General features: G+C 70.2%; 25 protein-coding genes. 7 read left to right on the forward strand and 18 right to left on the reverse strand.

Annotated elements, in window-relative coordinates; genetic code table 11:
• Positions 1–150: 150 nt before the first annotated feature.
• The gene (locus QFW96_RS20370; RefSeq protein ID WP_281457283.1) at positions 151–651 is read right to left on the reverse strand and encodes a polyadenylate-specific 3'-exoribonuclease AS; all 501 of its coding nucleotides are present in this window, start codon (positions 649–651) and stop codon (positions 151–153) included.
• Positions 652–696: 45 nt separating this feature from the next.
• Entirely contained in the window at positions 697–1,443 is a 747-nt protein-coding gene (locus QFW96_RS20375; protein ID WP_281457284.1) for a lysophospholipid acyltransferase family protein, read from the reverse strand.
• A gap of 246 nt (positions 1,444–1,689) precedes the next feature.
• On the opposite strand from QFW96_RS20375, the gene QFW96_RS20380 reads away from it, so the two are divergent.
• Together QFW96_RS20380 and QFW96_RS20385 are read left to right on the forward strand one after the other, a co-directional pair.
• Entirely contained in the window at positions 1,690–2,451 is a 762-nt protein-coding gene (locus tag QFW96_RS20380) for an alpha/beta hydrolase (RefSeq protein ID WP_281457285.1), read from the forward strand.
• Positions 2,448–2,939 carry a DUF308 domain-containing protein gene (locus tag QFW96_RS20385; RefSeq protein ID WP_281457286.1) on the forward strand — a complete coding sequence of 164 codons (492 nt, stop codon included), beginning with the start codon at positions 2,448–2,450 and terminating at the stop codon, positions 2,937–2,939. Before QFW96_RS20380 ends, QFW96_RS20385 begins: the two co-directional genes overlap by 4 nt.
• On the opposite strand, the gene QFW96_RS20390 is transcribed toward QFW96_RS20385, so the two are convergent.
• The 5 genes from QFW96_RS20390 to QFW96_RS20410 form a co-directional block, all read right to left on the reverse strand.
• Positions 2,936–3,850, reverse strand: a complete 915-nt coding sequence (locus QFW96_RS20390) for an ROK family protein (RefSeq protein WP_281457287.1) — start codon at positions 3,848–3,850, stop codon at positions 2,936–2,938. The two genes, QFW96_RS20385 and QFW96_RS20390, sit on opposite strands and share 4 nt — an antisense overlap.
• A complete protein-coding gene (locus QFW96_RS20395) occupies positions 3,844–4,200 on the reverse strand; it encodes a hypothetical protein (RefSeq protein ID WP_281457288.1) in 357 nt (118 codons plus the stop codon). The genes QFW96_RS20390 and QFW96_RS20395 overlap by 7 nt, the downstream gene beginning before the upstream one ends.
• A gap of 6 nt (positions 4,201–4,206) precedes the next feature.
• Positions 4,207–5,424, reverse strand: a complete 1,218-nt coding sequence (locus QFW96_RS20400) for an ArsA family ATPase (protein WP_281457289.1) — start codon at positions 5,422–5,424, stop codon at positions 4,207–4,209.
• 7 nt (positions 5,425–5,431) lie between these two features.
• Positions 5,432–5,872: an SRPBCC family protein gene (locus QFW96_RS20405; RefSeq protein WP_281457290.1), complete on the reverse strand. Its 441-nt coding sequence runs from the start codon at positions 5,870–5,872 to the stop codon at positions 5,432–5,434.
• 89 nt (positions 5,873–5,961) lie between these two features.
• On the reverse strand, positions 5,962–6,750 hold the full coding sequence (locus tag QFW96_RS20410) for a metallophosphoesterase family protein (protein ID WP_281457351.1): 789 nt from the start codon (positions 6,748–6,750) through the stop codon (positions 5,962–5,964).
• A gap of 273 nt (positions 6,751–7,023) precedes the next feature.
• On the opposite strand from QFW96_RS20410, the gene QFW96_RS20415 reads away from it, so the two are divergent.
• Positions 7,024–8,832: an AMP-dependent synthetase/ligase gene (locus QFW96_RS20415; RefSeq protein WP_281457291.1), complete on the forward strand. Its 1,809-nt coding sequence runs from the start codon at positions 7,024–7,026 to the stop codon at positions 8,830–8,832.
• A gap of 209 nt (positions 8,833–9,041) precedes the next feature.
• Here QFW96_RS20415 and QFW96_RS20420 read toward each other — a convergent pair whose 3' ends face one another.
• The 3 genes from QFW96_RS20420 to QFW96_RS20430 form a co-directional block, all read right to left on the reverse strand.
• A complete protein-coding gene (locus QFW96_RS20420) occupies positions 9,042–10,331 on the reverse strand; it encodes a hypothetical protein (RefSeq protein WP_281457292.1) in 1,290 nt (429 codons plus the stop codon).
• A gap of 98 nt (positions 10,332–10,429) precedes the next feature.
• Positions 10,430–11,476 carry a C40 family peptidase gene (locus tag QFW96_RS20425; protein ID WP_281457293.1) on the reverse strand — a complete coding sequence of 349 codons (1,047 nt, stop codon included), beginning with the start codon at positions 11,474–11,476 and terminating at the stop codon, positions 10,430–10,432.
• Between the two features lie 384 nt (positions 11,477–11,860).
• Positions 11,861–13,171, reverse strand: a complete 1,311-nt coding sequence (locus QFW96_RS20430; RefSeq protein WP_281457294.1) for an NYN domain-containing protein — start codon at positions 13,169–13,171, stop codon at positions 11,861–11,863.
• Positions 13,172–13,298: 127 nt separating this feature from the next.
• On the opposite strand from QFW96_RS20430, the gene QFW96_RS20435 reads away from it, so the two are divergent.
• Complete coding sequence (locus QFW96_RS20435; protein ID WP_281457295.1) at positions 13,299–15,014, forward strand: DEDD exonuclease domain-containing protein; 1,716 nt, start codon at positions 13,299–13,301, stop codon at positions 15,012–15,014.
• 151 nt (positions 15,015–15,165) lie between these two features.
• Here the strand turns inward: QFW96_RS20435 and QFW96_RS20440 are convergent, their stop codons facing one another.
• The 5 genes from QFW96_RS20440 to ctaE all read right to left on the reverse strand — a co-directional run bounded on the left by QFW96_RS20440 (position 15,166) and on the right by ctaE (position 19,968).
• On the reverse strand, positions 15,166–15,591 hold the full coding sequence (locus QFW96_RS20440; protein ID WP_281457296.1) for a PPOX class F420-dependent oxidoreductase: 426 nt from the start codon (positions 15,589–15,591) through the stop codon (positions 15,166–15,168).
• A 94-nt stretch (positions 15,592–15,685) separates the two neighbouring features.
• A complete protein-coding gene (gene qcrB / locus QFW96_RS20445; RefSeq protein WP_281457297.1) occupies positions 15,686–17,338 on the reverse strand; it encodes a cytochrome bc1 complex cytochrome b subunit in 1,653 nt (550 codons plus the stop codon).
• Positions 17,335–18,465 carry a cytochrome bc1 complex Rieske iron-sulfur subunit gene (gene qcrA, locus QFW96_RS20450; protein ID WP_281457298.1) on the reverse strand — a complete coding sequence of 377 codons (1,131 nt, stop codon included), beginning with the start codon at positions 18,463–18,465 and terminating at the stop codon, positions 17,335–17,337. Before qcrA ends, qcrB begins: the two co-directional genes overlap by 4 nt.
• Positions 18,462–19,268, reverse strand: a complete 807-nt coding sequence (qcrC, locus tag QFW96_RS20455) for a cytochrome bc1 complex diheme cytochrome c subunit (RefSeq protein WP_281457299.1) — start codon at positions 19,266–19,268, stop codon at positions 18,462–18,464. Before qcrC ends, qcrA begins: the two co-directional genes overlap by 4 nt.
• Positions 19,269–19,356: 88 nt before the next feature.
• Positions 19,357–19,968 (reverse strand): aa3-type cytochrome oxidase subunit III, encoded by a 612-nt coding sequence (ctaE, locus tag QFW96_RS20460; RefSeq protein WP_281457300.1) that lies wholly within the window; start codon positions 19,966–19,968, stop codon positions 19,357–19,359.
• A gap of 86 nt (positions 19,969–20,054) precedes the next feature.
• On the opposite strand from ctaE, the gene QFW96_RS20465 reads away from it, so the two are divergent.
• The 3 genes from QFW96_RS20465 to trpD all read left to right on the forward strand — a co-directional run bounded on the left by QFW96_RS20465 (position 20,055) and on the right by trpD (position 22,246).
• Complete coding sequence (locus QFW96_RS20465) at positions 20,055–20,492, forward strand: hypothetical protein (RefSeq protein ID WP_425524775.1); 438 nt, start codon at positions 20,055–20,057, stop codon at positions 20,490–20,492.
• 139 nt (positions 20,493–20,631) lie between these two features.
• Positions 20,632–21,039, forward strand: a complete 408-nt coding sequence (locus tag QFW96_RS20470; RefSeq protein ID WP_281457301.1) for a hypothetical protein — start codon at positions 20,632–20,634, stop codon at positions 21,037–21,039.
• Between the two features lie 172 nt (positions 21,040–21,211).
• On the forward strand, positions 21,212–22,246 hold the full coding sequence (gene trpD / locus QFW96_RS20475; RefSeq protein WP_281457302.1) for an anthranilate phosphoribosyltransferase: 1,035 nt from the start codon (positions 21,212–21,214) through the stop codon (positions 22,244–22,246).
• A gap of 1 nt (position 22,247) precedes the next feature.
• Here trpD and QFW96_RS20480 read toward each other — a convergent pair whose 3' ends face one another.
• From QFW96_RS20480 to ctaC, 3 genes are all read right to left on the reverse strand, one after another.
• Positions 22,248–22,532 carry an Lrp/AsnC family transcriptional regulator gene (locus QFW96_RS20480; RefSeq protein WP_281457303.1) on the reverse strand — a complete coding sequence of 95 codons (285 nt, stop codon included), beginning with the start codon at positions 22,530–22,532 and terminating at the stop codon, positions 22,248–22,250.
• Positions 22,533–22,835: 303 nt separating this feature from the next.
• Positions 22,836–23,234 (reverse strand): cytochrome c oxidase subunit 4, encoded by a 399-nt coding sequence (locus tag QFW96_RS20485; RefSeq protein WP_093416763.1) that lies wholly within the window; start codon positions 23,232–23,234, stop codon positions 22,836–22,838.
• 42 nt (positions 23,235–23,276) lie between these two features.
• Complete coding sequence (gene ctaC / locus QFW96_RS20490) at positions 23,277–24,215, reverse strand: aa3-type cytochrome oxidase subunit II (protein WP_281457304.1); 939 nt, start codon at positions 24,213–24,215, stop codon at positions 23,277–23,279.
• Between the last annotated feature and the right edge of the window lie 22 nt (positions 24,216–24,237).

Raw genomic sequence — 24,237 nt, forward strand, 5'->3', positions numbered from 1 at the left:
GCGGACATCGCTGTTGCCGCCTCCTCGAATCCAACCCATGAGTGATCCACGTCTCCCCCTCGGAGACAGAGTTTCACGGACTGGATCGGTGCAGCAAGGACTTGGCGCCATTACCCTCCGGTAATCACCGGTTCACAGCGAGTGCTCGGCTCAGAGGGGGTAGCCGCGCTTGCGCTGGACCTCCTCGATGACCTTCCAGCGCTCCAGGTTGTGCTTGGCGTCGGCCAGCGCGTCGTGGGCGTTGTCGGGAGCCGACGGCAGCTTCGGCTTGCCGACGTCCTCCCACCGCTGCCGCAGGTCACGGGTGAACTTGGGGATGCGCGAGGGCAGCGTCGGCATCGGGCCCCACAGCTGGGCCAGCGCCACGTGGTCGTAGGCGGCGTACCAGGCCCACAGCTCGATGTTCCCGTTCCGCGAGGTCAGGAACTTGTAGAGGTCCTCGCGGATGCGCGCCCGCGACTTCCACACCTGCTCGGCCGGCGGCGGCAACTGCGGCAGCACGTGCTGGCGCACCCAGGCGCCCGCCCGGGCGGCGTCGAACTCGGTGGACACCGCGTAGAACTCGCGGCCGGTCTCGTCGACCACACCGATCGACACCAGATCGATGGTCCGCCCGTCCTCGATGAACTCGCAGTCGTAGAAGTACCGCACCCGGGAAGCGTATGCGCCGCTGCTCCCGCGCTCGGGCTCGGCCCGTCAGCCCGCCTTGGACTCCGGCAGCCGGGACGCCGAACTGCTGCTCCACCCGCCCAGGTCGTTGCCCTGCGCGGCGAGCTCGTCCTTGACCTTCGCGGCGTAGACGTCGACGTACTCCTGACCGGAGAGCTCCATCAGGGCGTACATGATCTCGTCGGTGATCGAGCGCTCCACGAAGCGGTCACCGGCCATGCCCTCGTAGCGGGAGAAGTCCAGCGGCTCGCCGACCTTGACCACGACCTTGTGCGGCCACCACATCTTGGAGCCGATCGGGTTGACCTTGTCGGTGCCGAACATCGCGATCGGGATGACCGGCATCCCCGATTCCAGCGCCATCCGCGCCACACCGGTCTTGCCCTTGTAGAGGCGGCCGTCCGGGGAGCGGGTGCCCTCCGGGTAGACGCCGAGCAGCTTGCCCTCGCTGAGCAGCCGGACGCCCGTGTCGAGCGCGGCCTGCGCGGCGGCACCGCTGGAGCGGTCGATCGGGACCTGGCCGACGCCGGAGAAGAAGGCCTTCTTGAGCTTGCCGCGCACGCCCTTGCCGGTGAAGTACTCGCGCTTGGCCAGGAACGTGACCCGGCGCGGCATCATCAGCGGCATGAAGAACGAGTCCGCGACGGCCATGTGATTGCTGACCAGGATCGCGCCACCGTCGAGCGGAACGTGCTCGACCCCGTCGACGCGCGGGCGGCAGAACAACTTCATGAGGGGACCGAGCAGTAGGTGTTTCATCACCCAGTACATCACGGCGCCGCCGCCTCCTCACGCGTGAAATGGTGCTGTTCAGCCTACGGAGCGCGCACTTTGCGCACAATGCGCACCCGCCCGGAAACCGATCACGTCACACCTGGTATGGACCCGTTCCGGTCGCGCCGGATGCGCGCGGCGAGCCGGTCCCGAACGTCGGCGACGCGTGCGACGATGGGTCCGGCTTGACCGGTGCCGCGGTGCGCATCCGGATTGGGAGGTTCGCGGGTGGGAGGAAGAGGGTCCGTGCTCGTAGGCGCAGAACCGTTCGCGCACGAGGGGTCCGAGGACATCGGCGTGCTGTTGTGCCACGGCTTCACCAGCACCCCGCAGAGCATGCGGGCGTGGGCCGAGCACCTGGCCGAGGCCGGGTTGTCCGTGCGCTGCCCCCTGCTGCCGGGGCACGGCACGCGGTGGCAGGACCTCAACCGCACGACCTGGCGGGACTGGTACGGCGCCGTCGAGCACGCGCTCGACGAGCTGCGCGGCCGGTGCCGGACGGTCTTCGTCTTCGGCCTGTCGATGGGCGGCACGCTGACCCTGCGGCTCGCCGAACAGCACCCCGACCTCGCCGGGATCGTGCTGGTCAACCCGTCGGTGATGACCTTGCGCAAGGAGGCGAAGCTGCTCCCGCTGATCAGCCGCGTGGTGCCGTCGCTGGCCGCGATCGCCGGTGACATCGCCAAGCCCGAGACCGTGGAGCTGGCCTACTCGCGGCTGCCGCTGCGCGGCATGGCGAGCCTGCAGCAGCTGTGGGGCGTGGTGCGGGCCGATCTGGCATCCGTGCGGCAACCGTTGCTTCTGCTGCACTCGGCGGTCGATCATGTGGTGGAGCCGGAGAACTCCGCGATCGTGCTGAACGAGGTGAGCAGCGAGGACGTCACCGAGGTGGTGCTCGACGACAGCTACCACGTCGCGACCCTCGATCACGACGCGCCGCGGATCTTCGGCGACAGCGTCGAGTTCGTGCACCGTGTCCACCGCGAACGGGTCGGGGAGACCGTATGAGCGCGCGCCACAACTCCTCCGACGGTCCGGAGGACATCGATGCCGCTTTCGCCGAGATCGTCGCCGACCTGGAGCGCGACGAGGAGTTCGGCAAGTGGCCCGGCGAGGGCGAGTCCGCCGACGAGTCGGAGACCTCCGGCCGGACCGAGACCCCCAAACCGGCTGAGGCTCCCCAACCGGCCGAGGCTCCCGCTCCGCAGTCCCAGCCCGAGGGCCCGCGCGACTGGACGCCCGGCGAGGAAGAGGAGGAGCACTACGTCCCCCCGGAACCTCCGCCGATGCCGGTCCCCAGCGCGGCGACGTTCCTGGGCATCGGCATCGTGCTGGTCGGCGTGCTGGTGCTGCTGGTGCCCGGCATCGCCGGCATCGGAGCGACGGTGAAGCTCCCGCTCGGCCTGGTGCTGATCAGCGCCGGGATCGGCTGGCTCCTCTTCCGCCTCCGCCGCACACCACCCCACGACGCGGACGACGACGGAGCGCAGGTCTAGCGGACCTTCGGGCCTGTCAGGACGTGCTGGCGGGCTATGGCCGCCGCCCCGATCATGGCCGCGGGGTCGCCGTGGTGGGCGACTCGGACGCGGGCGAGCGGGCGGTGGCCGGAGCCGGTGACGGCGGCGGCGTAGTGCTCGCGGGCCCGGTCCAGGAACAGGTGCGCCGAGTCCGAGACGCCGCCCGAGATGACCACGACCTCCGGGTCGTAGACGTCGGCGACCAGCGCCAGCCCCTCCCCCAGCCACCGGGCCAGGTCGTGCATCGCGCGCTGCGCGAGCTCGTCGCCGGCGTCGGCCGCGCGGGCCACGTCGACGCCCGTCGGCAGCCCCGTGGCACCCAGGTCGGCGGCCGTGGCGGCCAGCGCGGTACCGCTGCAGTAGCGCTCCCAGCAGCCCCGCTTGCCGCACGGGCACTCGCGGCCGTCCGGCACCAGGCGCAGGTGGCCCAGCTCGGGGGCGACGCCGAACGCGCCGCGGAAGACCTCGCCGTTGATCACCAACGCCCCGCCGATGCCGGTGCCGATGGCCACCAGCGCGGCCACCCGCGCCCCGACGGCGGCGCCGAAGCGCTGCTCGGCCACCGCGGCCGCGTTCGCGTCGTGCTCCAGCACCACCGGCAGGCCCAGGCGGTGGGAGAGCTCGTCGGCGACGGCGACGTGCCGCCACGGCAGGTGCGGCGCGAACCGCACCACCCGCAGGTCCTCGCTGACGAACCCGGCCACGGCCAGGCCCACGCCGTCGACCGGGTAGGTGTCGGTGAGCACCCGGACGGTGTCGGCGATCGCCGAGTTGAGCTCCGCACCCGTCTTCGGAGTCGGCACCCGGTGCGTCCGCAGGATCTGGCCGTGCTCGTCCACCACGGCCGCGCGCGCACTGGTGCCGCCCACGTCCACGCCGATCGTCAGCACACCGCGTCGCTCTCCGCGAGCACCGGGCCCGCGACCCGCTGGACCTGGATGCGCTGCACCTTCGGCTCCTCCGGCTCGGGTTCCTCGTCGGCGGGCGTCTCGTTCGCCGCGGTCCCGGAGTGGTCGACCAGCGCCTGGCGCAGCAACTGCACGATGCCCAGCAGCTGATCGTTGAGCTCCGGGCGCTGCCCGCGAGCCAGCGCCATCGCCGCGCACAGCGGGCACCAGCCGCAGCCGGCCCCGTCCTGCTCCGGTGCCTGCTCGCAACCGCGCAGGTACTCCTCGGCCTTGCCGGCCAGCGCGTCCAGCAGCAGCCGCAGCTCTTCGAGCAGTCGATCGTGCTCGCGCATCTCGCCTCACCGCATCCAGAGATCGGGGTCGGGACGGAATCGCACCGTCAGCCCGTCGTCGCCGGCCACGGCCGAGGTCACCACGCACCGCTGCAGCACAGCGGGCAGGGCCACGAGCCGTCGCCGACCGTCGACGGTAATCGCCAGCTCCGGACCGATCCGGGCCAGGTCCAGCTCGGCCGCCGGGTGCAGCGGCAACCCGATCCGCAGCGTGTACTCCGAGTCCAGCGACCGGCCACCACCGCCGACGTGCATCTCCGGCGCTGCGGCGTCGTTGGCGAGCGGATCGCCGTCGCCGTAGAGCTCGGCGCCCAGGTCCAGCAGCTGCTCGGTGCCCACCGGCTCGGCGGCCCGGTGCTCGACGGTGCGCAGCGGCAGGTCGGTGGCCGCGCGCAGCGCGTCGAGGACGTTCTCCTGCTCCTTGCGGCGGGTCCGCAGCCAGCTCGCCGCGTCGCCGCGGGCCGAACCCGGGTGCGGGACCAGGCGATTGGCGACCAGCCCGTCGACGCGGATGCGCTGCAGCGCCAGGGCGGTCAGCGTCCGGCGGGTCTCGGCGGCGACCACGGATTCCGGGGTGAGCACCAGGCGGACGCTGGTCCCGGCGTCGGTGAGCATGTCCTTGAGGGCGGCCAGCTGCTCGGCGAGCCTGCCGAGCCCGTCGGCCACCGCGTCCCAGCGCTCGACCTGGTCGCTGCCCGCGATCCCGGCCAGCAGGCCGCGAACGGCCCTGCGGTGCGCGGGGAACAGCCGCTCCAGGTATCCGGCCAGGGATTCCGGCAGGGCGAGCAGCCGCAGCGTCTCGGCGGTCGGGCCGCAGTCGACGATCACCGTGTCCCACAGCCCGCTCGCGGCGAGCCGGTGCACCTCGGCCAGCGCCAGCAGGTCCTCGACGCCGGGGAGGACGGTGAGCTCCTCGGCGTCGACGTCGCCGATTCCCGCGCCGCGCAACAGGGTTCGCAGGTGTTCCCGCAGTTCGCGCCAGGTGCCGTCGACCAGTCCCCGGGTCTGCACCTCGGCGGCGTGCAGCACCGCCCCGGTTTCGCCGACGCGGACCTCGCGGGGCTGCGCGCCGAGTTCGGCGCCCAGCGCGTCGGCCAGCGAGTGCGCCGGATCGGTCGACACGGCCAGCACCTTGCCGCCCTCGCCCGCGACGCGCGCGGCGGTGGCCGCGGCCAGGGTCGTCTTGCCGACCCCGCCCTTTCCGGTGAACAGCAGGATGCGCAAGGGCGGTCTATTCCGCTTCCACGCGGCGCTTGAGCTCCTTGAGCGCCGTGTCCATGATCATCTTCTCGGCCTTGCGGCGGAACATGCCGATCATCGGGATCGCCAGCGTCACCGCGAGGCTGTAGGTCACCTGGGTGCGCTCGTCGCCGAGCGGCTTGAGCGTGTAGCTGCCCTGCTGGGCCTTCTGCACCTGACCCTCGGTCAGCTCCCAGCTCACCGAGAGACCGTCGGCGGACCAGTCGTAGACGTTGGTGTAGGTGTCCTTGACCACGCCCGCGTCCAGCACGAACCGGACCCGCTCGGCGTTGCCGCCGGAGTCCTGGGAGAGCACCTCGGTCTCCTTGACCGCTTCCGCCCACTCCGGATAGGCCGGGAAATCCGCGATGACCGCCATGATCCGCGCAGCCGGGGCTTCGATCTCGATGGACTGGGTGGACTGATCGACCATGCGCGCAGGTTACCGGGTAGCCCCCGGCGCGACGTCAACGAGGAGCAAGGTTTCTCCGAAGTCCGCGAAACTCACCTCCTCGGGCGTCATCACCACCGCAGGACGTAGGGCGTCTGCGTCCGCTTGAAGTGCCCGACGTTGACGCACTCGGTGCGCCCGAGCCGCATCCGCTGCGACAGCGGCTGGTGCACGTGACCGAACAGCGACCACCGGGGCTGATCAGCGCGGATGCGCTCCAGGACGCTGCCGGCACCGGCCTCCTGGTTGCGCGCCACGACGTCGTAGGTCAGCTCCGGAACGGCGGGCGGCTGGTGGGTGCACAGCACGTCCACCGGCGGCAGCGCGGCGACCGCCTCGTCGTACTCCTCGGCGACGCGCAGGTAGGGCACCCACGCCGAGTGCTGGCGCAGCGTCGCGCCCTCGGGCAGCCGGACGCCGCCGACGAAGCCGAAGGTCAGCCCGCCGATCTCGACCGTCTCGCCGTCGAAGATCCGGATGCCCTCGCTCGCGAACTCCGGCCACAGGTGCGGCGCGTCGACGTTGCCCGGCGTGGCGTAGGTCGGGGCGGTCATCGCGCCGAACAGCTCGGCGTACTGCTCCCGCACCGCCTCGGTGATCGTCGCGGCCGGGTCGGTCAGGCTCGCCCACAGCGAGCGGATGTAGGCCCCGAACTCCGGCCCGCGACGGCTGCGCCGCAGCTCGGCGAACCGCGCGACCTTCTCGGCCCCGAAGACCCGGCCGAGGATGCCCTTGCCGTGGTCCTGGTAGTCGACGAAGTCGATCAGGTCCCCCAGCACGACCAGCGCGTCGGCCCCGTCTCCGGCGCGTTTCAATGCCTCGACGTTTCCGTGAACGTCCGACACGACGTGAACGCGCAACCTCAACCCCTCTTCCCGACGACGGGCCGCCCTCGAACCTGATCGGTCCCAAACCTAATCGGCCGAGGTGCCGGATCGCACCGCCCGTTGTGCACTTGTTCCTGCCTACCCGGTTCCTCGCGTGTGACGCCCGTGACCGGTGGGAGATCATCCGAATCGACGAGGTCTAGGCTGTGACCGCTGGTGTGGCCTGAGATAACGGGGGCTACCGCCCAGTAACTATCAGCGTTAGGTTGTGCCCACTAGACAGGCTTTTTTCCCGGAGGTTTCGACGTGCGAGAGTTCAGCGCACCCGCCACTACGACAGTGGCAGAGGACGAGAACCTCACCGACATGGTGTGGGCCAACGCGGAGCGTTTCGGGAGCACGGTGAGCTTCCGCCGCAGGGTGGACGGCACCTGGGTCGACGTCACCGCCGCGGACTTCGCGGCGCAGGTCCTGGCCGTGGCCAAGGGCCTGATCGCAGCCGGAGTGGAGTCCGGCGACCGGGTGGGGCTGATGTCCCGCACCCGCTACGAGTGGACGCTGCTGGACTTCGCGATCTGGACTGTCGGCGGCGTCACAGTCCCGATCTACGAGACCTCCTCGTCCGACCAGGCCGAGTGGATCCTCACCGACTCGGGCGCGAAGGCGGCCATCGTGGAGACCGAGGCCCACCGCGCCGAGGTCGACAAGGTGATCGACCGGCTCTCCGAGGTCCGCCACGTGTGGCAGATCGAGGGCCCGACGAGCGGCGGCGCGGCCGGCGCGATCGACGAGCTCACCGCGCTCGGCGCGGAGGTATCGGACCAGCAGGTCCACGAGCGCCGCAAGTCGGTCAACGCCGAGGACCCGGCTACGCTCATCTACACGTCGGGCACCACCGGCCGCCCCAAGGGCTGCGTGCTGACCCATCGCAACATGCTCGCCGAGGTGCGGGCCGACATCGACGCGTTCCCGCAGCTGACCAAGCCGGGCAACTCGCTGCTGATGTTCCTGCCGATGGCCCACGTGCTCGCCCGCGCGATCACCATCATGTGCATCTACGGCAAGGTCACCCTCGGCCACACGCCGGACGTCAAGGACCTGATCAACGACCTCGGCTCGTTCCGGCCGACTTTCGTGCTGGCCGTGCCGCGCGTGTTCGAGAAGGTCTACAACACGGCCAAGCAGAAGGCCCACGGCGACGGCAAGGGCAAGATCTTCGACGCCGCCGAGGAAACCGCCGTCCAGTACTCCAAGGCGATGGACGACGGCGGCGCCGGGCTCGGCCTCAAGGTCAAGCACGCGGTGTTCAACAAGCTCGTCTACGGCAAGCTGCGCGCCGCGCTCGGCGGCCGCTGCATCGCGGCGGTGTCCGGTGGCGCGCCGCTGGGCGAGCGGCTCGCGCACTTCTTCCGCGGCGTCGGCGTCCCGGTGCTGGAGGGCTACGGCCTGACCGAGACCACCGCGGCCGCCGCGGTCAACGTCGAGGACGGCTTCAAGGTCGGCACCGTCGGCCGCCCGCTGGCCGGCACCACGATCCGCATCGCCGACGACGGCGAGGTGCTGATCAAGGGCGACGTGGTGTTCAAGGAGTACTGGAACAACCCGACCGCCACCAAGGAGTCCATCGAGGACGGCTGGTTCCACACCGGCGACCTGGGTTCCCTGGACGACGAGGGCTACCTGCGCATCACCGGCCGCAAGAAGGAGATCATCGTCACCGCGGGCGGCAAGAACGTCGCCCCGGCCGTGCTGGAGGACGCGCTGCGCTCCCACCCGCTGATCAGCCAGTGCATGGTGGTCGGCGACCAGAAGCCGTTCATCGGCGTGCTGATCACGCTGGACCCGGAGTTCGTGCCGTCCTGGCTGGCCAACAACGGCCGATCGGCCGACACGCCGATGTCCGAGCTGATCAACGACCCGACGCTGCGGGCCGAGGTCCAGGGCGCGGTCGACGAGGCCAACAAGGCGGTCTCGCGCGCGGAGGCGATCAAGCAGTTCCGCATCCTCACCGAGGACTTCACCGAGGCCACCGGCGAGCTCACCCCGAGCATGAAGCTCAAGCGCAACAAGGTCGCCGAGAACCACGCAGCGGACATCGAAGCCATCTACTCCTGACCCCACCGACGGACCCCCGGTCGAAAACCGCAACATTCGCGCGACGAAAACAGCGGTTTTCGTCCGGTCGAATACCGCGGTTTTCGACTTGAGGGGCCGGTTCGGGTGAACTTCGGCGGTGCGATCACCGGGAAACCGGTGTTCGCACCGCCGTTTTCGTGCGTCCGGAGAGGATCGAAGGGCGCGGGGTTCGGTCCGGAGGTGCCGGGTCAGGAGAGGGTGCGGGGCAGGTCTTCGCCCCAGGCCTGGAGGAGTTGGGGGCTGGTGAGGCCGGTGGTCTCCAGGAGCGCCGACTCCGCGGCTTCCGGGGTGGTGGCCGTGGCCATGCGGCGGTAGAGGTCGGTGAGGCGGTCCTCGCCGATGCGTCCGGCCAGGTAGTGCACGATCGACCAGGACTGCTGGTAGGTGACGTCGAGGCGGCTTCCGGCCTGGTGGAACTCGCTGTTGGTCGGCAGCCGCAGCGGCGGGCCGACCTCGCTGACCACGCGGGCCAGCTCGGGAGCGATGTCGCGCGGAGCGAGCCCGGTCTTGCGGTAGCCGACGTAGTCCGGGAAGCCCTCCAGCATCCACATCGGAGCGCCGTCGGCGGTGACCGCGCGAGCCGCGACGTGGGTGATCTCGTGCCGCAGCACCACGCCCAGCGCCACCTCCGGGAGTTCCACCGACGTGCGCGGGGTGAGCACCACCCGGGCGCCCTCGACCCGCTTCGTCCGGATGTCCACCAGATCGGCGACCGCCACCCCGGCGATGCCGTCGACGGCGAACTCCGGCCCCACCAGCGCCCGCAGCTCCTCGGGCGATTCGGGGACCAGCACGCCCACCCGCTGCGCCCAGCCGCTCCCCCACACCTCGGTGACGTCGGCGACCGACGAGTCCAGCTGCGCCGCCACCCGGTCCACGGCCTTCGCGTCGTGGCCGACGACCAGCCCGCGATCGGTGCGCCGCACCTCGCACGGCCCGAAGTCCCACGGTCCGCGCCAGGCGTCCGGCACGACACCGGTGTCGTCGGTGAGGTACCAGGACGCGCCCCGCCGGGCGAACAGGTAGCCCAGCGGGCGCTCGGTCGGCACCGAGTCCGCACCGGACAGCGCGTAGCGCAGCGCCACCCGGGACGCCAGGACGCCGTCGGCGGCGGGCACCGGGGCGTGCGGCAGCGGAGCGCCGTCGAGCCGGTAGTCGAAGGTCGTCAGCGGCACCGTCTGCAGGTTGTGGAACAGCTGCAGCTGCCGCTGCTGGAACTCGGCGGGCGCCTCGGGGTCCACGGTGGCCGCGAACGCCGCCTCGTCGCCGCTGCGGATCGCGTCCTGCCGACGCGCCAGCAGCTCGCGCACGGCCGTCTCAGGGGCGGGAAGCCGCGCCGCCAGACCGGCGTTCTCCGCCGGGGCGGGCCGAGGGGTGACCGGGGCCGGTTCGGGCAGACCCACCAGCGCGAGCCCGCCGAGCACCGCGGCCGACGCGGCGAGCACCAGCCAGCCGCGCGCTTTCCCGGTCGAAGACACGGATCGCATCGTAAGTCCGATCACCAACCCGGTCGACGTGGCCCGGGAAGCAGTTCGGGGCCGGTCCCCGGAGGAACCGGCCCCGAACGAGCGCTGGATCAGCCCGCGACGCGACGCATCGAGGTGACGTCGCCGATCGACTTGTAGTCGCTGACCTTGACCACGTCGCCCGAGGTCGGGGCGTGCACGGCCTTGCCGTTGCCGATGTACATCGACACGTGGCTGACCGGGCTGTAGTAGAAGATCAGGTCGCCCGGCTTGAGCTGGCTCGCCGAGATCGACTTGCCCTCGGTCACCTGGGTCTTGGTGGAACCGCCGATGGTCACGCCGGCCTGCTTGTAGGCCCACTGCATCAGACCGGAGCAGTCGAAGGTGCTCGGGCCCTTGGCTCCCCACACGTAGGCGGAGCCCTGCTTGCTCAGCGCGGCGTTGACGGCCTCGACCGCCGCGCCCGCACCGGCGATGGAGCCGACACCGGTGTCGCCGTCGGAGATCAGCGAGTCCTGGTCCTCACCGCTGAGCTCGGCGTACTTCTCCTCGACCTTGTCGATCTGGTCCTGCATCGCCTTGGACTTGTTCTTCAGGTCCTCGGAGATGCGCGCGGCGTCCTGCTCGGCCTGGGCGGCGCGGTTGCGCGCGTCCTTGGCCGTGCGCTCGGCCGTCTCGGCCTGGTGCGTGGCGGCCGCCAGCGCCTTGACCGCATCGTTGTTGTCCTTGGCCAGCGCGTCCAGCGCGGAGGCGCGGTCCAGGAAGTCATCAGGGGTCTCGCTCACCAGCAGCGCGGAGAGCTTGTTCATCCGCGCGCCCTGGTAGGAGGCGTGGGTGAGCCTGTCGACCTGGCCGCGGAACTTCTCTTCCTCCCCGCGGGCCTGGTTGGCGACCTGCTCGGCCTGCGCGGCCTGAGCCTCGGAACGGGCCAGTTCGGCCTTCTTGGCCTCGTGGTCGTCCTCGGCCTTCTTCTTCTCCTCGGTGAGCTGCTCAGCCTGGTGCTGGAGCTCGCGGACCTGCTTGGCCGCGTCCGAGGCGGTGTTCGGGAGAGGCGGATCTGCGAGGGCGGCTCCGCCGGAGGTCATGCCGACGACGGCTGCGACCGCGGTTGCGGCCAGGGCACCTCGCAATGAGCGCTTGATTCCGTGCGACGCCACGTCGCGCACAGCTCCTTCGTGCGTCCAACCGCCTGACCGCATGCGGAAAACCCGCTGGAACGCGGCCCGGTTCCCCGACAAAACCGAATCAGCGGCGCCTCGCGTGTCGCCCGGTCTGGACGACTGATCGCCACGAGGACTCAGGTAGGTTACGAAAGGTGAGGCGGCGCGTCTATACGCGGGTCCTGTTTTCTACTGAGCGCGACTGATCTCCCCTAACGGAGGATAGTTGCTCGCTCACAGTGATGGATCATTCGGACTTATCACCTGGAACAGTGACAACAACACGCCCACCTTCGGGACACGGAGCGTGCTCGGGTGATCTTCTATGACTTCCGACACGTGGCGGAAGTCGCCAGGCGGGCCCGTTCCAGCGGCGAACGGTCAGACCCTGTTCAACCGCGCCAGCAACATCGCCGAGGAGACCGCGTAGGCCCCGCGCCGCTGCACCGAGGTCACCACCGCCCGATCCGACGTGGCGACCACGACCTGCCTGCCCTCCGGCTCGGCCGCGACGAGATCGCGGATCACGTCGTCGGCCTGCACGCCCGAGTCGCTGAACAGCACCCGCACCCCGCGCGGCCCGGCCGTCGGCACCGCCAGCACGTCCGCCCCGTCGAACACCAGCGTGACCTCCGCACCCGTGCGCGCGGCCAGCGCGGCGAGCTGGTGCGCCAACCGATCCCGCTGATCCGCCAGCGGCAGCTCCGGGTACCCGGTCTTGGTGACGTTGTAGCCGTCGACGATCAGGTGCACCGCGGGCAGGCCCAGCAGCCGGTCCAGGGCGGCCACGTCCGCCACCGCACCGGCGACCGCCGTCTGCTCCCGCACCCGCCGCACCACGTCGGCCGGGCGCGGACCCGACCCGGCGGCACCCAGCTCCCGGCGCAGCCCGCTGACCGCGCCCTCCAGGGTCTCCAGCAGCAGCGCCAACCGGACCTCGTCGCCTTGCCGCGCCTCGCGGGCGCTCTCCCGCGCCACCTGAACCTCGGCGGCGGCCCGGTCGGCGCGCTGCCGCTCCTCCCGCGCGCGCTCCTGTTCCCGGTCCCGCTCGGCGGCGATCTCGGCGATCGCCGCCTCGCGGTCGGTGCGCGCCCGCGCGAGCTCCTCGCGCGCCGCCTCGGCCGCGTCCTTGGCCTCCCGCAGCCGCATGCCCTGCTCCCGCAGGCGCTTGCGCAGCCGGTCGGCCTCCTCGTTGCCCGCCGCCTGGTCCGCCGACTCCCGCGCCTCGGCCAGCTCACCCTTGAGGCGGTCGACCTCGGCGACCAGGCGCTCGACCTTGGCCAGCGCCGAATCCCGCTCGGCGCGCAGCTGCCCCTGCTCGCTGCGGAAGGCGATCAGCTCCGCGTAGTGCGGCGCGATCGCGGCGCCCAGCAGCACCGCGGCGGCCCCGACCACCACCGGATCCGGGTCCTCCAGCGACAGCGCGTCGGGGCGGTGGTGACGGCACCAGTCCAGCACCGACGTCCGGAACACCGACGACTCGCTCAGCGCGGTCAGCAGCGCGGGCTGGCCGAGCTTGGCGCGCTTGGCCGGTGCGAAGCGCACCACCGGGCGCAGCGCCGCCGGCACGTCCGACGGGCGCATCTCGTCGAGCGCCCCGGCTGCCAGGTCCGCGAGCCGCGCGCGCAGCGGTGGCGGCAGGTCCTCGAAATCGACAGGCGCAGCGCCGGAAGTGCGCTGTGCACCGTCCACAGCGGACTCCTCAGGGGTGGGACCGTCCTGTCCCGAACTCGCCGTCGCCATCCCCCCAGGCTAATCGCCGATGTCCCCCACCCGTGCCACCGCCGCGTTGTCGGTAGGAGGACGTAACGTGCCGATGATGTCCGCGCACCGCCAGCTGAGCTTCGACGAGATCGCCATCAGCGACGAAATCCCGTTGCACGCAGCGACTTTCGTGGTGGTCGACCTGGAGACGACCGGGGGTGATCGGGAGGGCGACGCGGTCACCGAGATCGGCGCGGTGAAGGTCCGCGGCGGGGAGGTGCTCGGCGAGTTCGCAACGCTGGTGAACCCCGAACGCGGCATCCCGCCCGCCGTCGTGTCGATCACCGGCATCACCGAGGCGATGGTGCACGACGCACCGCGCTGGGACAGCGTGCTGCCCGCGTTCCTGGAGTTCTGCCGGGGAGCGGTGCTGGTCGCCCACAACGCGCCGTTCGACATCGGGTTCCTGCGCGCCGGCTGCCAGAAGCTCGGGCTGGAGTGGCCGAAACCGCAGGTAGTCGACACCGTCCGGCTCGCGCGCCGGGTGCTCACCCGCGACGAGACGCCCAACCACAAGCTCGGCACGCTCGCCCGCGTCCTGGGCGCGCGCACCCAACCGGTGCACCGGGCGCTGGACGACGCGCGCGCCACCGTCGACGTGCTGCACTCGCTGCTGGAGCGCGTCGGCCCGCTCGGCGTGCGCACCCTGGAGGACCTGCTCGGGCACCTGCCCGACGTCACCCCGCAGCAGAAGCGCAAGCGCGGGCTCGCCGACGCGCTGCCCAACTCGCCGGGCGTCTACCTCTTCCGGGGCCCCAACGACGAGGTCCTCTACGTCGGCACCGCCTCCGACCTGCGGCGGCGCGTCCGGCAGTACTTCACCGCGGGCGAGCGCCGAGCGCGGGTGAAGGAGATGGTCGGCATCGCCGAGCGCGTCGACCACGTCGAGTGCGCGCACCCGCTGGAGGCCGAGGTCCGGGAGCTGCGGCTGCTCTCCGCGCACCAGCCGCGCTACAACCGGCGCTCGAAGTTCCCGCAGCGCGCGTGGTGGGTCGTGCTCACCGACGAGGCGTTCCCGAGGCTGTCGATCGTGCGCACGCCGCGCGAGGACGCGCTGGGCCCGTTCGGGTCGCGGCACGCCGCGAGCACCGCCGTCGAAGCGCTGCAGTCGGCGACGCTCGTGCGGCGCTGCACCGACCGGCTCTCGCCGCGCAAGACGCTCCGCCCGTGCGCCCTGCACGAGCTGGGCCGCTGCGGGGCGCCGTGCGCCGGACTGCAGAGCACCGAGGACTACGAGCCCGAGGTGATCGCGATCCGCGACGTCATCCGCGGGCGCAGCGGGCACCTGCTGGAACGGCTGCGAGAGGAGCTCCAGCGGCTCTCCGACGCCGAGCGGTTCGAGGACGCCGCCACCCACCGCGACCGGCTCGCCGACCTGGTCCGGTCGCTCGACCGCGGCCAGCGGCTGTCCGCTCTGGCGTCGATCCCGGAACTGGTCGCGGCCCGCCCGGACGGGCGCCAGGGCTGGCACCTGGCGGTCATCCGCCACGGCCGCCTCGCCTCCGCCGGGGTCGCCCGCCGAGGTGTCCCGCCGATGCCGGTCGTCGACGTGCTCCAGGCCTCAGCGGAAACCGTCCTCGACGGCCCCGGCCCCCTCCACGGCGCCACCGCCGACGAGACCCGAGTCCTCTACCGCTGGCTCACCACCGGCGGCACCCGCCTCGTCCGCACCACACCCCCCTGGACCGAACCGGCCTCAGCAGCCGCCACCTGGCGCTCGTGGCTCGACAAGGCCACCACCGGCAAAACCCCCTACGCCGCCCTCGACTGACCCGCGGACCCCAGCGGGGTGAACGGATTACTCCAGTATTCCGTTCACCGATTACTGGAGTATTCCGTCCCCGGATTACTCCCGTATTCCGTTCACCACGCGGATCAGCAGCGGGGGACGGATCACGGCCGTGATCCGGTCGGGGACGGGGTCAGGCGGTCATGTCGAAGGCCGCGTTGATCTTGGTGGGGCGGAGGCGGACGACGAGCTCGCCGGGGACGCCGTTGCGGCGGCCGAACTCCTCGGCCTTGTCGGGGCCCATGTAGCGGGCGGCGATCGTGGTGGCCGTCTCTACGAGGTCCTGCGGGTCTTCGGAGATCTCCGCCGTGCCCTGGACCTGGACGAACGCGAACGGCGGTTGGGGCAGGTCGACGCACAGCGCCAGCCTCGGGTCCCGGAGGATCGACTTGCCCTTGGCCGTGTCCTTGCCGGTGTTGAACACCAGCACGTCGCCGTCCACGACGAACCACACCGGCGCCACCAGCGGGCGCCCGTCGGCGGCCGTGAAACCGAGCAACCCGGTGCGGGTGCCCTGGGAGAGGAACTCGCGAACCTTCGGATCCTGCAGCGTAGCCATGCCCGGGACGCTACCGACCGCCCCCGGCCCGCGCCTGGAGAAAGCGAAGCGGCCCGGCACCCCGAGGGGTACCGGGCCGCTTCGACCGCGGTGCTTACTCCGCCGACTGCGACTTGCCTGCGGCGAGCTGCGCGCGCTCCTCCGCTTCGCGGACCGCGTCGTCGTGACGGGCCTGCTCCAGAGCAGCGGTCTCGTCGACCGGGTCGGGCCGCAGCAGGCTGCCCTCGACCGGGTGCCCGGCGGCGCCCAGCTTGTTCATCTTCTTCGGCACCGGAGCGCCCTGGTACGGGAGCTCGTGCGGGTGACCGTGGTCGTCCACCGGGCCGAGCGGCTGGTGGACCTCGATGAACTCACCGTGCGGGAGCCGCTTGATGATGCCGGTCTCGACGCCGTGGTCGAGCACCTCGCGGTCGCTGTGCTGGAGGCCCAGGCACATCCGGTAGGTGATCCAGTACGCGATCGGCGGCGCGACCAGCAGGCCGATGCGGCCGGCCCAGGTCATCGCGTTCAGCGAGATGTTGAACTCGAACGCGATGATGTCGTTCGTACCGGAGATCATCAGCACCATGAAGAACGTCAGCGCCATGGCACCCAGCGAGGTGCGTACCGGGTTGTCGCGCGGACGCTGCAGCAGGTTGTGGTGCGCGTCGTCGCCGCTGAGCTTGCGCTCGATCGCCGGGTACATGATCGCCGTCGTGAAGATCATGCCCATGAACAGCACGGTCGGGAAGAACACCGCCGGGATCGTGAACGGTCCCAGGTAGACCTCCCAGGCCGGCCACAGACGCGACGAACCGTCCGTCCAGATCATGTACCAGTCGGGCTGCGACGCGGCGGAGATCTGCGAGGCGATGTACGGGCCCAGGTTCCAGATCGGGTTGATCTGGAAGACACCGGCCATGATCGCGCAGACGCCGACGACCATCGCGAAGAACGCACCGGCCTTGACCGCGAACACCGGCATGATCCGGACGCCGACCACGTTGCTCTCGGTGCGCTTCACGCCCGGGAACTGGGTGTGCTTCTGGTACCAGACCAGCGCCAGGTGCGCCGCGACCAGGCCCAGGATCAGACCCGGCAGCAGGAACACGTGGAACAGGTAGAACCGCGGGATCAGGTCGGTGCCCGGGAACTCGGCGCCGAACAGGATCCAGTGCACCCAGGTGCCGAGCACCGGGATCGACATCGCGATGCCGGAGGCGATCCGGACACCGGTGCCGGACAGCAGGTCGTCCGGCAGCGAGTAGCCGGTGAAGCCCTCGAACATGCCGAGGATGAACAGCGTGACGCCGATCATCCAGTTCGTCTCACGCGGGCGGCGGAACGCGCCGGTGAAGAAGATGCGCAGCATGTGCGCCACCATCGACGCCATGAACAGCAGCGCCGCCCAGTGGTGCAGCTGGCGGGCGAACAGACCGCCGCGGACCTCGAAGGAGATGTCCAGCGCGCTCTCGAACGCCCGCGACATCTCGACGCCGCGCAGGTTGGTGAACACGCCCTGGTACTCGACCTCCTGCATGGAGGGGTCGAAGAAGAACGCCAGGTAGGTGCCCGTGATCAGCAGCAGGATGAACGTGTAGAGCGCGATCTCGCCGAGCAGGAACGACCAGTGCGTCGGGAAGACCTTGTTCAGCTGCCGCCGCATGCCGGGAGCGAAGCGGTAGCGCGTGTCCAGCTCGTCGGCGGCGTGCGCGACCTTGCCGTACAGCTTGCTCTCTCCCTTCGTGGGCGTGGTGATCGAACTCATGACTTACGCTCCCAGTACGCCGGACCGACGGGCTCGATGAAGTCGCCTTTCGCCACGAAGTAGCCGTCCTCGTCCACCGTGATCGGCAGCTGGGGCAGGGCACGCGTGGCCGGGCCGAACACCGGCTTCGCATAGGTGTTGACCACGTCGAACTGCGACTGGTGGCACGGGCAGAGCAGGCGGCCGGTCTGCTGCTCGAACAGCGACGTCGGGCAGCCCAGGTGGGTGCAGATCTTCGAGTAGGCGTAGTAGTCGCCGTAGTTGAAGTCTTCCTGCCCCTTGCGCTTGACCGGCTTGCTGCCGGGGCGGAGCCGGATCAGCATGACCGGCGCGTCGCCCTTGCGCATCGAGGTGATGAGCTCTTCCTCGTTGTGCCGCCACGCCTCGCGGAACGGGAAGACGGTCTCGAAACCACCGGCGTCGATGTCCTCGGGACGCAGCAGCGAGACGTCGTGCGGGTTGCCCGTGTCGCGACGCAGGTAGATCTTCTCGCCCGGGTGCTCCGGCATCCAGCCCGTGTGCAGCAGCGACGCCTGGCCCTCCTCGGCCCAGGGGTTGCGCACCATGCCGCCGAGCACGAACACGCCGGCACCGAGGCCGAAGGCGCCGAGGCCGAAGCCCGCGGACCGCGTGATCATCTTGCGGCGGGCGATGCCGCTGCGCTCCCCGGCGTCGGCCAGGATCGCGGCGGTCGTCTGCCGGTCCACCTCGCTGGAGCCGTGGCCGTCGTGGCGCTGCTGCACCGCGACCTCGTGCGGGATGAACTTCTTCTGGTACTGCACCACGCCGATGCCCACGGCCAGGATGGACAGGCCGAGGAAGAACCCGATCAGCGGGTTGTACAGCGAGTAGATGAAGTGCCCGCGCGGCTCGTTGTAGGGCTGGTACTCCCACGGCCAGAAGATGAAGACCGCGACGAAGGCCAGCGCGGACAGACCGGCCAGCGCGAACCAGGCGGAGACGTTGCGCTCGGCCCGGCGCTCGGCGCGGGTGCCCTTGACCGGGAAGTTGTCCCGGTACTCGACGAGCTCGACGTCGTCGAGGGCCAGGCCCAGACGCATCTTCTCGTCGCGGCTCATCTCGGCCAGTTCGGCCTCGGTGTATTCCTTGTTCTCTTGGTCACTCATGCCCTGGCTCCGATCCACAGGGTGAGGCCGATCAGCGCGCCGAGTCCCACGACCCAGGCGATCACCGTCTCCGGTCCCGGCCCGTAGCCGCCGAGGTCATTGCCGCCCGGGTTGTTGTTCCCGTTGGTCACGGACTTGACGTAGGCGATGATGTCTTTCTTCTCTTCCGGGGTGAGCTGCCGGTCCGAGAACTTCGGCATGTTCTGCGGCCCGGTGAGCATCGCGTTGTAGATGTCGGTCTCGGTCGCCTCGTGCAGGTTCGGGGCGAACTTGCCGGAGGACATCGCGATGCCGCGCCCGGTGAAGTTGTGGCAGGAGGAGCAGTTCAGGCGGTAGAGCTCGCCACCGCGGGCGGGGTCGCCGCCCTGCAGCGCCTCACCGGACTGCTTCGGCGACTCCGGCCCACCGCCGTAGGTCTGCACGTAGGCGCCCAGCGCGTCGATCTCCTCCGGGCTGAACTTCGGCGGCTTGCGCATGGCCTGCGCCTCCTGGCGGACCATCGGCATGCGGCCGGTGGAGACCTGGAAGTGCACGGCGGCTTCGCCGACGCCCGTCAGGCTGGGGCCACGGTCCTGCACGCCTTGCAGGTTGGATCCGTGGCAGCTGATGCAGGCGTTGTTGTAGAGCTGCTCGCCCTGCCTCACCAGCGCCGGGTCCGCTGCGGCGTGCGCGGTCTGCGGCTCGGGAGTCACGACGGTGTACAGCCCACCGGCACCCACCAGCGCGATGCCCAGCGCCAGTACACCGGAGATCCGCCGCTTGAGCTTCGAGCCCGCGCGGTTCCGTTTCTTAGTGGTGGTCATGAGTGCGGCAACCCTTGCTGTCCGGTTCGGGGTGTTCGTTTCGGCCTCGTTCGTGCCAGGCGATCGAGGTTCCTCGCTGGAGGAGCGATCACGGGACGAGGTAGATCACGGCGAAGAGGCCGATCCACACGATGTCCACGAAGTGCCAGTAGTACGACACGACGATCGCTGCGATGGCTTGGGCCGGCGTGAACTTGCTGAGCTTCGTCCGGATGATCAGGAAGACGAACGCGACCAGACCGCCGACGACGTGCAGCCCGTGGAAGCCGGTCGTCATGTAGAAGACCGTGCCGTAGGCCGACGACGCGATGGTGGTCGCGTGCTCGGTGACCAACTGGAAGTACTCACCGGCCTGCCCGAGCACGAAGATCGTGCCCATGATCAGCGTGATCACGTACCACCGGCGGAGACCGAAGACGTCACCCCGCTCCGCCGCGAACACGCCCCACTGGCAGGTGAACGAGGACGCCACCAGGATGATCGTGAACGGGAGGGCGTACGGGAGGTTCAGGTGAGTGGGCGGTGGTGGCCACACGCCCTCGTTCTGCGCCTTCACCGTGAAGAACATGGCGAAGAGCCCAGCGAAGAACATCAGCTCGCTGGCCAACCAAACGATGGTGCCGACGCTGACCATGTTGGGTCGGTTCAGCGAGTGCACGCGTTGACTGATTGAGGGCGCTGCCGTTGTCACGCGACGCATTATGTCTTGCAGCTTTTCCCCTCGCGCCCTCGGGGCCTCCCCTACGACCGCGGGGTGATCGGATCGCGATCTGGAGGTAACTCAACGTGAAAACTCTTCGGACCGCGCTGGCGGCCCTGGGGCTCGGCCGCCGCCGCACCGGCAAGCCCGTGATCAGCATCGATGATCCCGGTCTGCAGGTGGTGGTGTGGTCCTACGACGACACCGAGGCGGCCTCGACCGCCTTGGCCCGCGCCACCGGGTGGGAGCCCGAGCACCCGGCCGTGCTGCGGCACCACCTGGCACTTCCGGGTGACGTGGTCGACACCGCTGAGGCGCTGTTGGCCCAGGACGACTGGGTCCTGCGGCCCGGAGGGCGCGCGGAGGAGCTCAGCGTGTCCGGATCGACCCCGTTGGTCGCTCTCCGTGTGCAGCGATTGGATGCGTTGCATTGCTCACAGGAGAGCTCGCGGATGGCCGGACTGGCCCAGCGGCACGGCGGCCAGGTCTTCGGCTGGGACGCGCTGCAACCCGGATCCGACTGATCGAATCCGGCCCGACTGATCGAATCCGGCGAGGTGGCTACTGTCACACCCGCTCCGGCGGCTAGCATTCGTCACGAGTCAAGCCCCGTGCTGCGCACATCGGGTGCGGGTGTCCCGCCAGCTCGACGAGGAGCCAGTGATGAGCACCGCAACAACGAACGTTCTCGTGTTCAGCCACCGCCCCGAGGTCCGGGAGGCGATCATCAACGCCGTCGGGCGCCGCCCGGCACCCGATCTGGACCGGCTGCACTACGTCGAGGCGGGCACCGTCGCCGACGTCCTCAGCGAGGTCGACGCGGGCAAGGTCGACCTGCTGATCCTGGACGGCGAGGCCCAGCCCACCGGCGGCATGGGCGTCTCGCGCCAGCTCAAGAACGAGATCGCGCAGTGCCCGCCGATCGTCGTCGCGGTCCGCCGCAAGGACGACCGCTGGCTGGCCACCTGGTCCCAGGCCGACGCGGTCCTGGTCCACCCGCTGGACCCGCTGGCCTCCGCCGAGACGGTCGCCGAGGTCCTGCGCACCCAGGGCAAGCCCGTCCCCGCCTGACCCCATCGCTGCGAGTGGTGACCGGATTTCAACGGAAGTCGGGACTCCGATTTCCGTTGAAATCCGGTCACCTCGTTGCGATCCATGCCATAACCGGCGGATCAGGAGGCGTGGCGGAAGGCAGGGTAGTTTCTTCGAACAGGCAACACCGACGGAGTAGATCGTGGGAACCATGGCGGGAAGTTGGGCAGGGCTGCTGGGCAGCCTGGTCGCGGGTACGGACCTGTCCGCGGAGGACACCGCCTGGGCCATGGACCTGATCATGTCCGGCGAGGCGACCCCGGCCCAGGTGGCCGGGTTCGTGGTCGCGCTGCGGGCCAAGGGCGAGACGCCCTCCGAGGTGCGCGGCATGGCCGACGCGATGCTGCAGCACGCCCGCACCCTGGACATCACCCAGCGCGCGGTGGACATCGTCGGCACCGGCGGTGATCGCAGCGGCAGCGTCAACATCTCCACGATGGCCTCGATCGTGCTGGCCGCGTCCGGGGTCACCGTCGTCAAGCACGGCAACCGGGCGGCCTCCTCGAAGTGCGGCACCGCCGACGTGCTCGAAGAGCTCGGCGTGGCGATCGAGCTGGCGCCCCGGGACGTGACCCGCTGCGTGGAGGAGGTCGGCATCGGCTTCTGCTTCGCGCCGGTGTTCCACCCCGGTTTCAAGCACGCCGGTTCCCCGCGCCGCGAGATCGGCATCCCGACCGCGTTCAACCTGCTCGGCCCGCTGACCAACCCGGCCCGCCCGGCCGCTGGCCTGATCGGCTGCGCGGACCGCCGGATGGCGCCGGTGGTCGCCGACGTCTTCGCGGCCCGCGGCAACTCGGCCCTGGTGGTGCGCGGCGACGACGGCATGGACGAGATCACCACCACGGCCGCCAGCACGGTCTGGGTGGTCCACGACGGCACGGTCCGCGAAGAGGCGCTCGATCCGCAGGACTTCGGCATCGCCCGCACCCGCGCCGAGGACCTCCAGGGCGGCGACGCCAAGGACAACGCCCAGGTCGTGCGGGACCTGCTGGCCGGGAAGAAGGGACCCGTCCGGGACGCGGTCCTGCTCAACGCCGCGGGCGCGCGCGTCGCCTACGACGGGCCCGGAGCCGACCTGCAGACCCAGTTCGAGGCCGGTCTGGCCCGGGTGGCCGAGGCGATCGATTCGGGCGCCGCAGCGGCCCTCCTGGACCGCTGGACGACGCTGTGCGCCGAGCTGCGCTGACTCACTCCTCCTCGAGGCCGATGGAGAAGGCGGCCTCGGTGTCCCTGCGCGAGTAGGAGCGGAAGGCGATGTGGGTGTCGGTGTCCTCGACGCCGGCCACCTTGTTGATCTTCCCGGGGACGATGTCGGCCAGCTCCTCGTGCTTGGCGACGCGGAGCATGGCGATGAGGTCGACGTCGCCGGCGCAGGAGTACACCTCGTCGACACCGTCGAGGTCGGCGATCTCCTGAGCCGCCTCGGCGAGGCGGTCAGCGGCGGTCTTGATCAGCACGATCGCGGTGATCACGACGGGAATCCTCCTGGCTGCGTGGGTGCTTCGACGGACGAATCCTAGGCGGTGTCGACGCATGCGGCGGAGCCGCGTTCTCTTCCACCACCTGAGGCACTGGCACCGCCGCGGGTTCTGAGCGCCTCCGTGGCGAGTACGCCGGGACGCCGTGCATTGGACATACATCAGGAGCGGCGCACGGAGTCCACGGAGGCGCTCAGGTTCCGCCGCCCGCACCGCCAAGCAAAGCAAGTCCTCACCGTTCTCAGACGCGAAGAGGCCCCTCGGTGGGAACCGAGGGGCCTCTTCGGGTACTTCGCGTCAGTGGCTGCTCTGGCCGGTGTGGTACTCGAACACCAGGCCCGCGACCATGATCAGCAGGAAGCCGACCGCGAGCACGATCATCCAGACGTGGAAGAACGCCAGGGCGATGCCCGCGAACGCCGCGCCTGCGGCCAGGCCGACCGGCCAGTAGCTGCCCGGGCTGAAGAAGCCCAGTTCACCGGCACCGTCGCTGATCTCCGCGTCCGGGTTGTCCTCGGGGCGGTCCTCGATCCGGCGAGCCACGAAGGACAGGTAGCTGCCGATGATCAGGGACAGTCCGCCGACCAGGATCAGCGCCACGGTGCCCACCGGCTCCTTGGCCCAGAGCCCGTAGACCACTGCGGACAGGAAGAAGAAAACGGTGATGATGTTGAAGATCTTCGCTTCGACCTTCATGGAGTCCTCGCTCTCACGCCGTACGCCCCGTCGAGGGCACCCCTAGCTGTTCGTCCCGATGCCGGAGGGCTGACCACCCGTGCGATCGGTGTTGAACGGAACACCGGTCACCGCGTGCGGCGTGCACAGCTCACCGCAGTTCATCTCGCCGAGCGCCTCGGCCGCGGTGTACGGCTGGCCCGTCCGCGGGTTCACCTGGGTGCGCAGCTGCATGTACCGGTCGAACTTGTCCTGCGACAGCGCGCGGACCTCGAAGTTCATCATCGCGTGGTAGGTGCCGCACAGCTCGGCGCACCGGCCCACGAACGAGCCTTCTCGCTCCACGGTGTTCTGGAAGACGTTGTCCTGGTTGTTCTTGTCCGGGTACGGGAAGGTGTCCCGCTTGAAGTGCCACTCAGGGACGAAGAACGAGTGGATGACGTCGGTGGAGCTGATGTGGTACTCGACGCGCTCGCCGACCGGCACGACCAGCAGCGGGATCTCGCTGCTGCTGCCGACGGTGCGCACCGGCTGCCCGTCCGGCGTCTTGTACTCCGGGTAGTTGAACTCCCAGTTCCACTGGAACGAGACCACGTTCACGGTCTGGTCCGGGTTGGCCGGCTTGGCCAGGACCGTGTTCTGCGTGACCGCCGTGAAGTAGAACAGCACGACCACCAGCACGAACGGAATCGCCGTGTAGATGAGTTCGAGCGGCAGGTTGTACTGGAACTGCCGCGGCAGCTCGTCGTCCTTCTTCTTCTTGCGGTGGAACGCGACCGACCAGAAGATCAGCGCCCACACCAACACACCGACCGCGAGTGCTGCGATGACCGACCAGGTCCACAGGTTCCGCATCGCCTCGGCCTGCGGGGTGACACCCTCTGGCCATCCGAACCGCAGGACCTCGTCGGTCGTGCAGCCAGTGGCCGCGACACCAACCAGGCCGATCAGACCAGCGACCTTGACCAGCCGTGGCACTCGGGTCCCCTCCTTCAGGCCCACTGCGCGACGCCTCCTCGTGCAA

Origin of the sequence: Saccharopolyspora ipomoeae (assembly GCF_029952525.1) — a bacterium.
Lineage (GTDB): Bacteria > Actinomycetota > Actinomycetes > Mycobacteriales > Pseudonocardiaceae > Saccharopolyspora > Saccharopolyspora ipomoeae.

Coding starts and splice junctions, on each gene's coding strand:
- QFW96_RS20385 (WP_281457286.1), top strand. CDS start 2,448: ATGAGCGCGCGCCACAACTCCTCCGACGGTCCGGAGGACATCGATGCC.
- QFW96_RS20395 (WP_281457288.1), bottom strand. CDS start 4,200: ATGCGCGAGCACGATCGACTGCTCGAAGAGCTGCGGCTGCTGCTGGAC.
- QFW96_RS20405 (WP_281457290.1), bottom strand. CDS start 5,872: ATGGTCGATCAGTCCACCCAGTCCATCGAGATCGAAGCCCCGGCTGCG.
- QFW96_RS20435 (WP_281457295.1), top strand. CDS start 13,299: ATGTCCGCGCACCGCCAGCTGAGCTTCGACGAGATCGCCATCAGCGAC.
- QFW96_RS20440 (WP_281457296.1), bottom strand. CDS start 15,591: ATGGCTACGCTGCAGGATCCGAAGGTTCGCGAGTTCCTCTCCCAGGGC.
- qcrB (WP_281457297.1), bottom strand. CDS start 17,338: ATGAGTTCGATCACCACGCCCACGAAGGGAGAGAGCAAGCTGTACGGC.
- qcrA (WP_281457298.1), bottom strand. CDS start 18,465: ATGAGTGACCAAGAGAACAAGGAATACACCGAGGCCGAACTGGCCGAG.
- qcrC (WP_281457299.1), bottom strand. CDS start 19,268: ATGACCACCACTAAGAAACGGAACCGCGCGGGCTCGAAGCTCAAGCGG.
- ctaE (WP_281457300.1), bottom strand. CDS start 19,968: ATGCGTCGCGTGACAACGGCAGCGCCCTCAATCAGTCAACGCGTGCAC.
- QFW96_RS20470 (WP_281457301.1), top strand. CDS start 20,632: ATGAGCACCGCAACAACGAACGTTCTCGTGTTCAGCCACCGCCCCGAG.
- trpD (WP_281457302.1), top strand. CDS start 21,212: ATGGCGGGAAGTTGGGCAGGGCTGCTGGGCAGCCTGGTCGCGGGTACG.
- QFW96_RS20485 (WP_093416763.1), bottom strand. CDS start 23,234: ATGAAGGTCGAAGCGAAGATCTTCAACATCATCACCGTTTTCTTCTTC.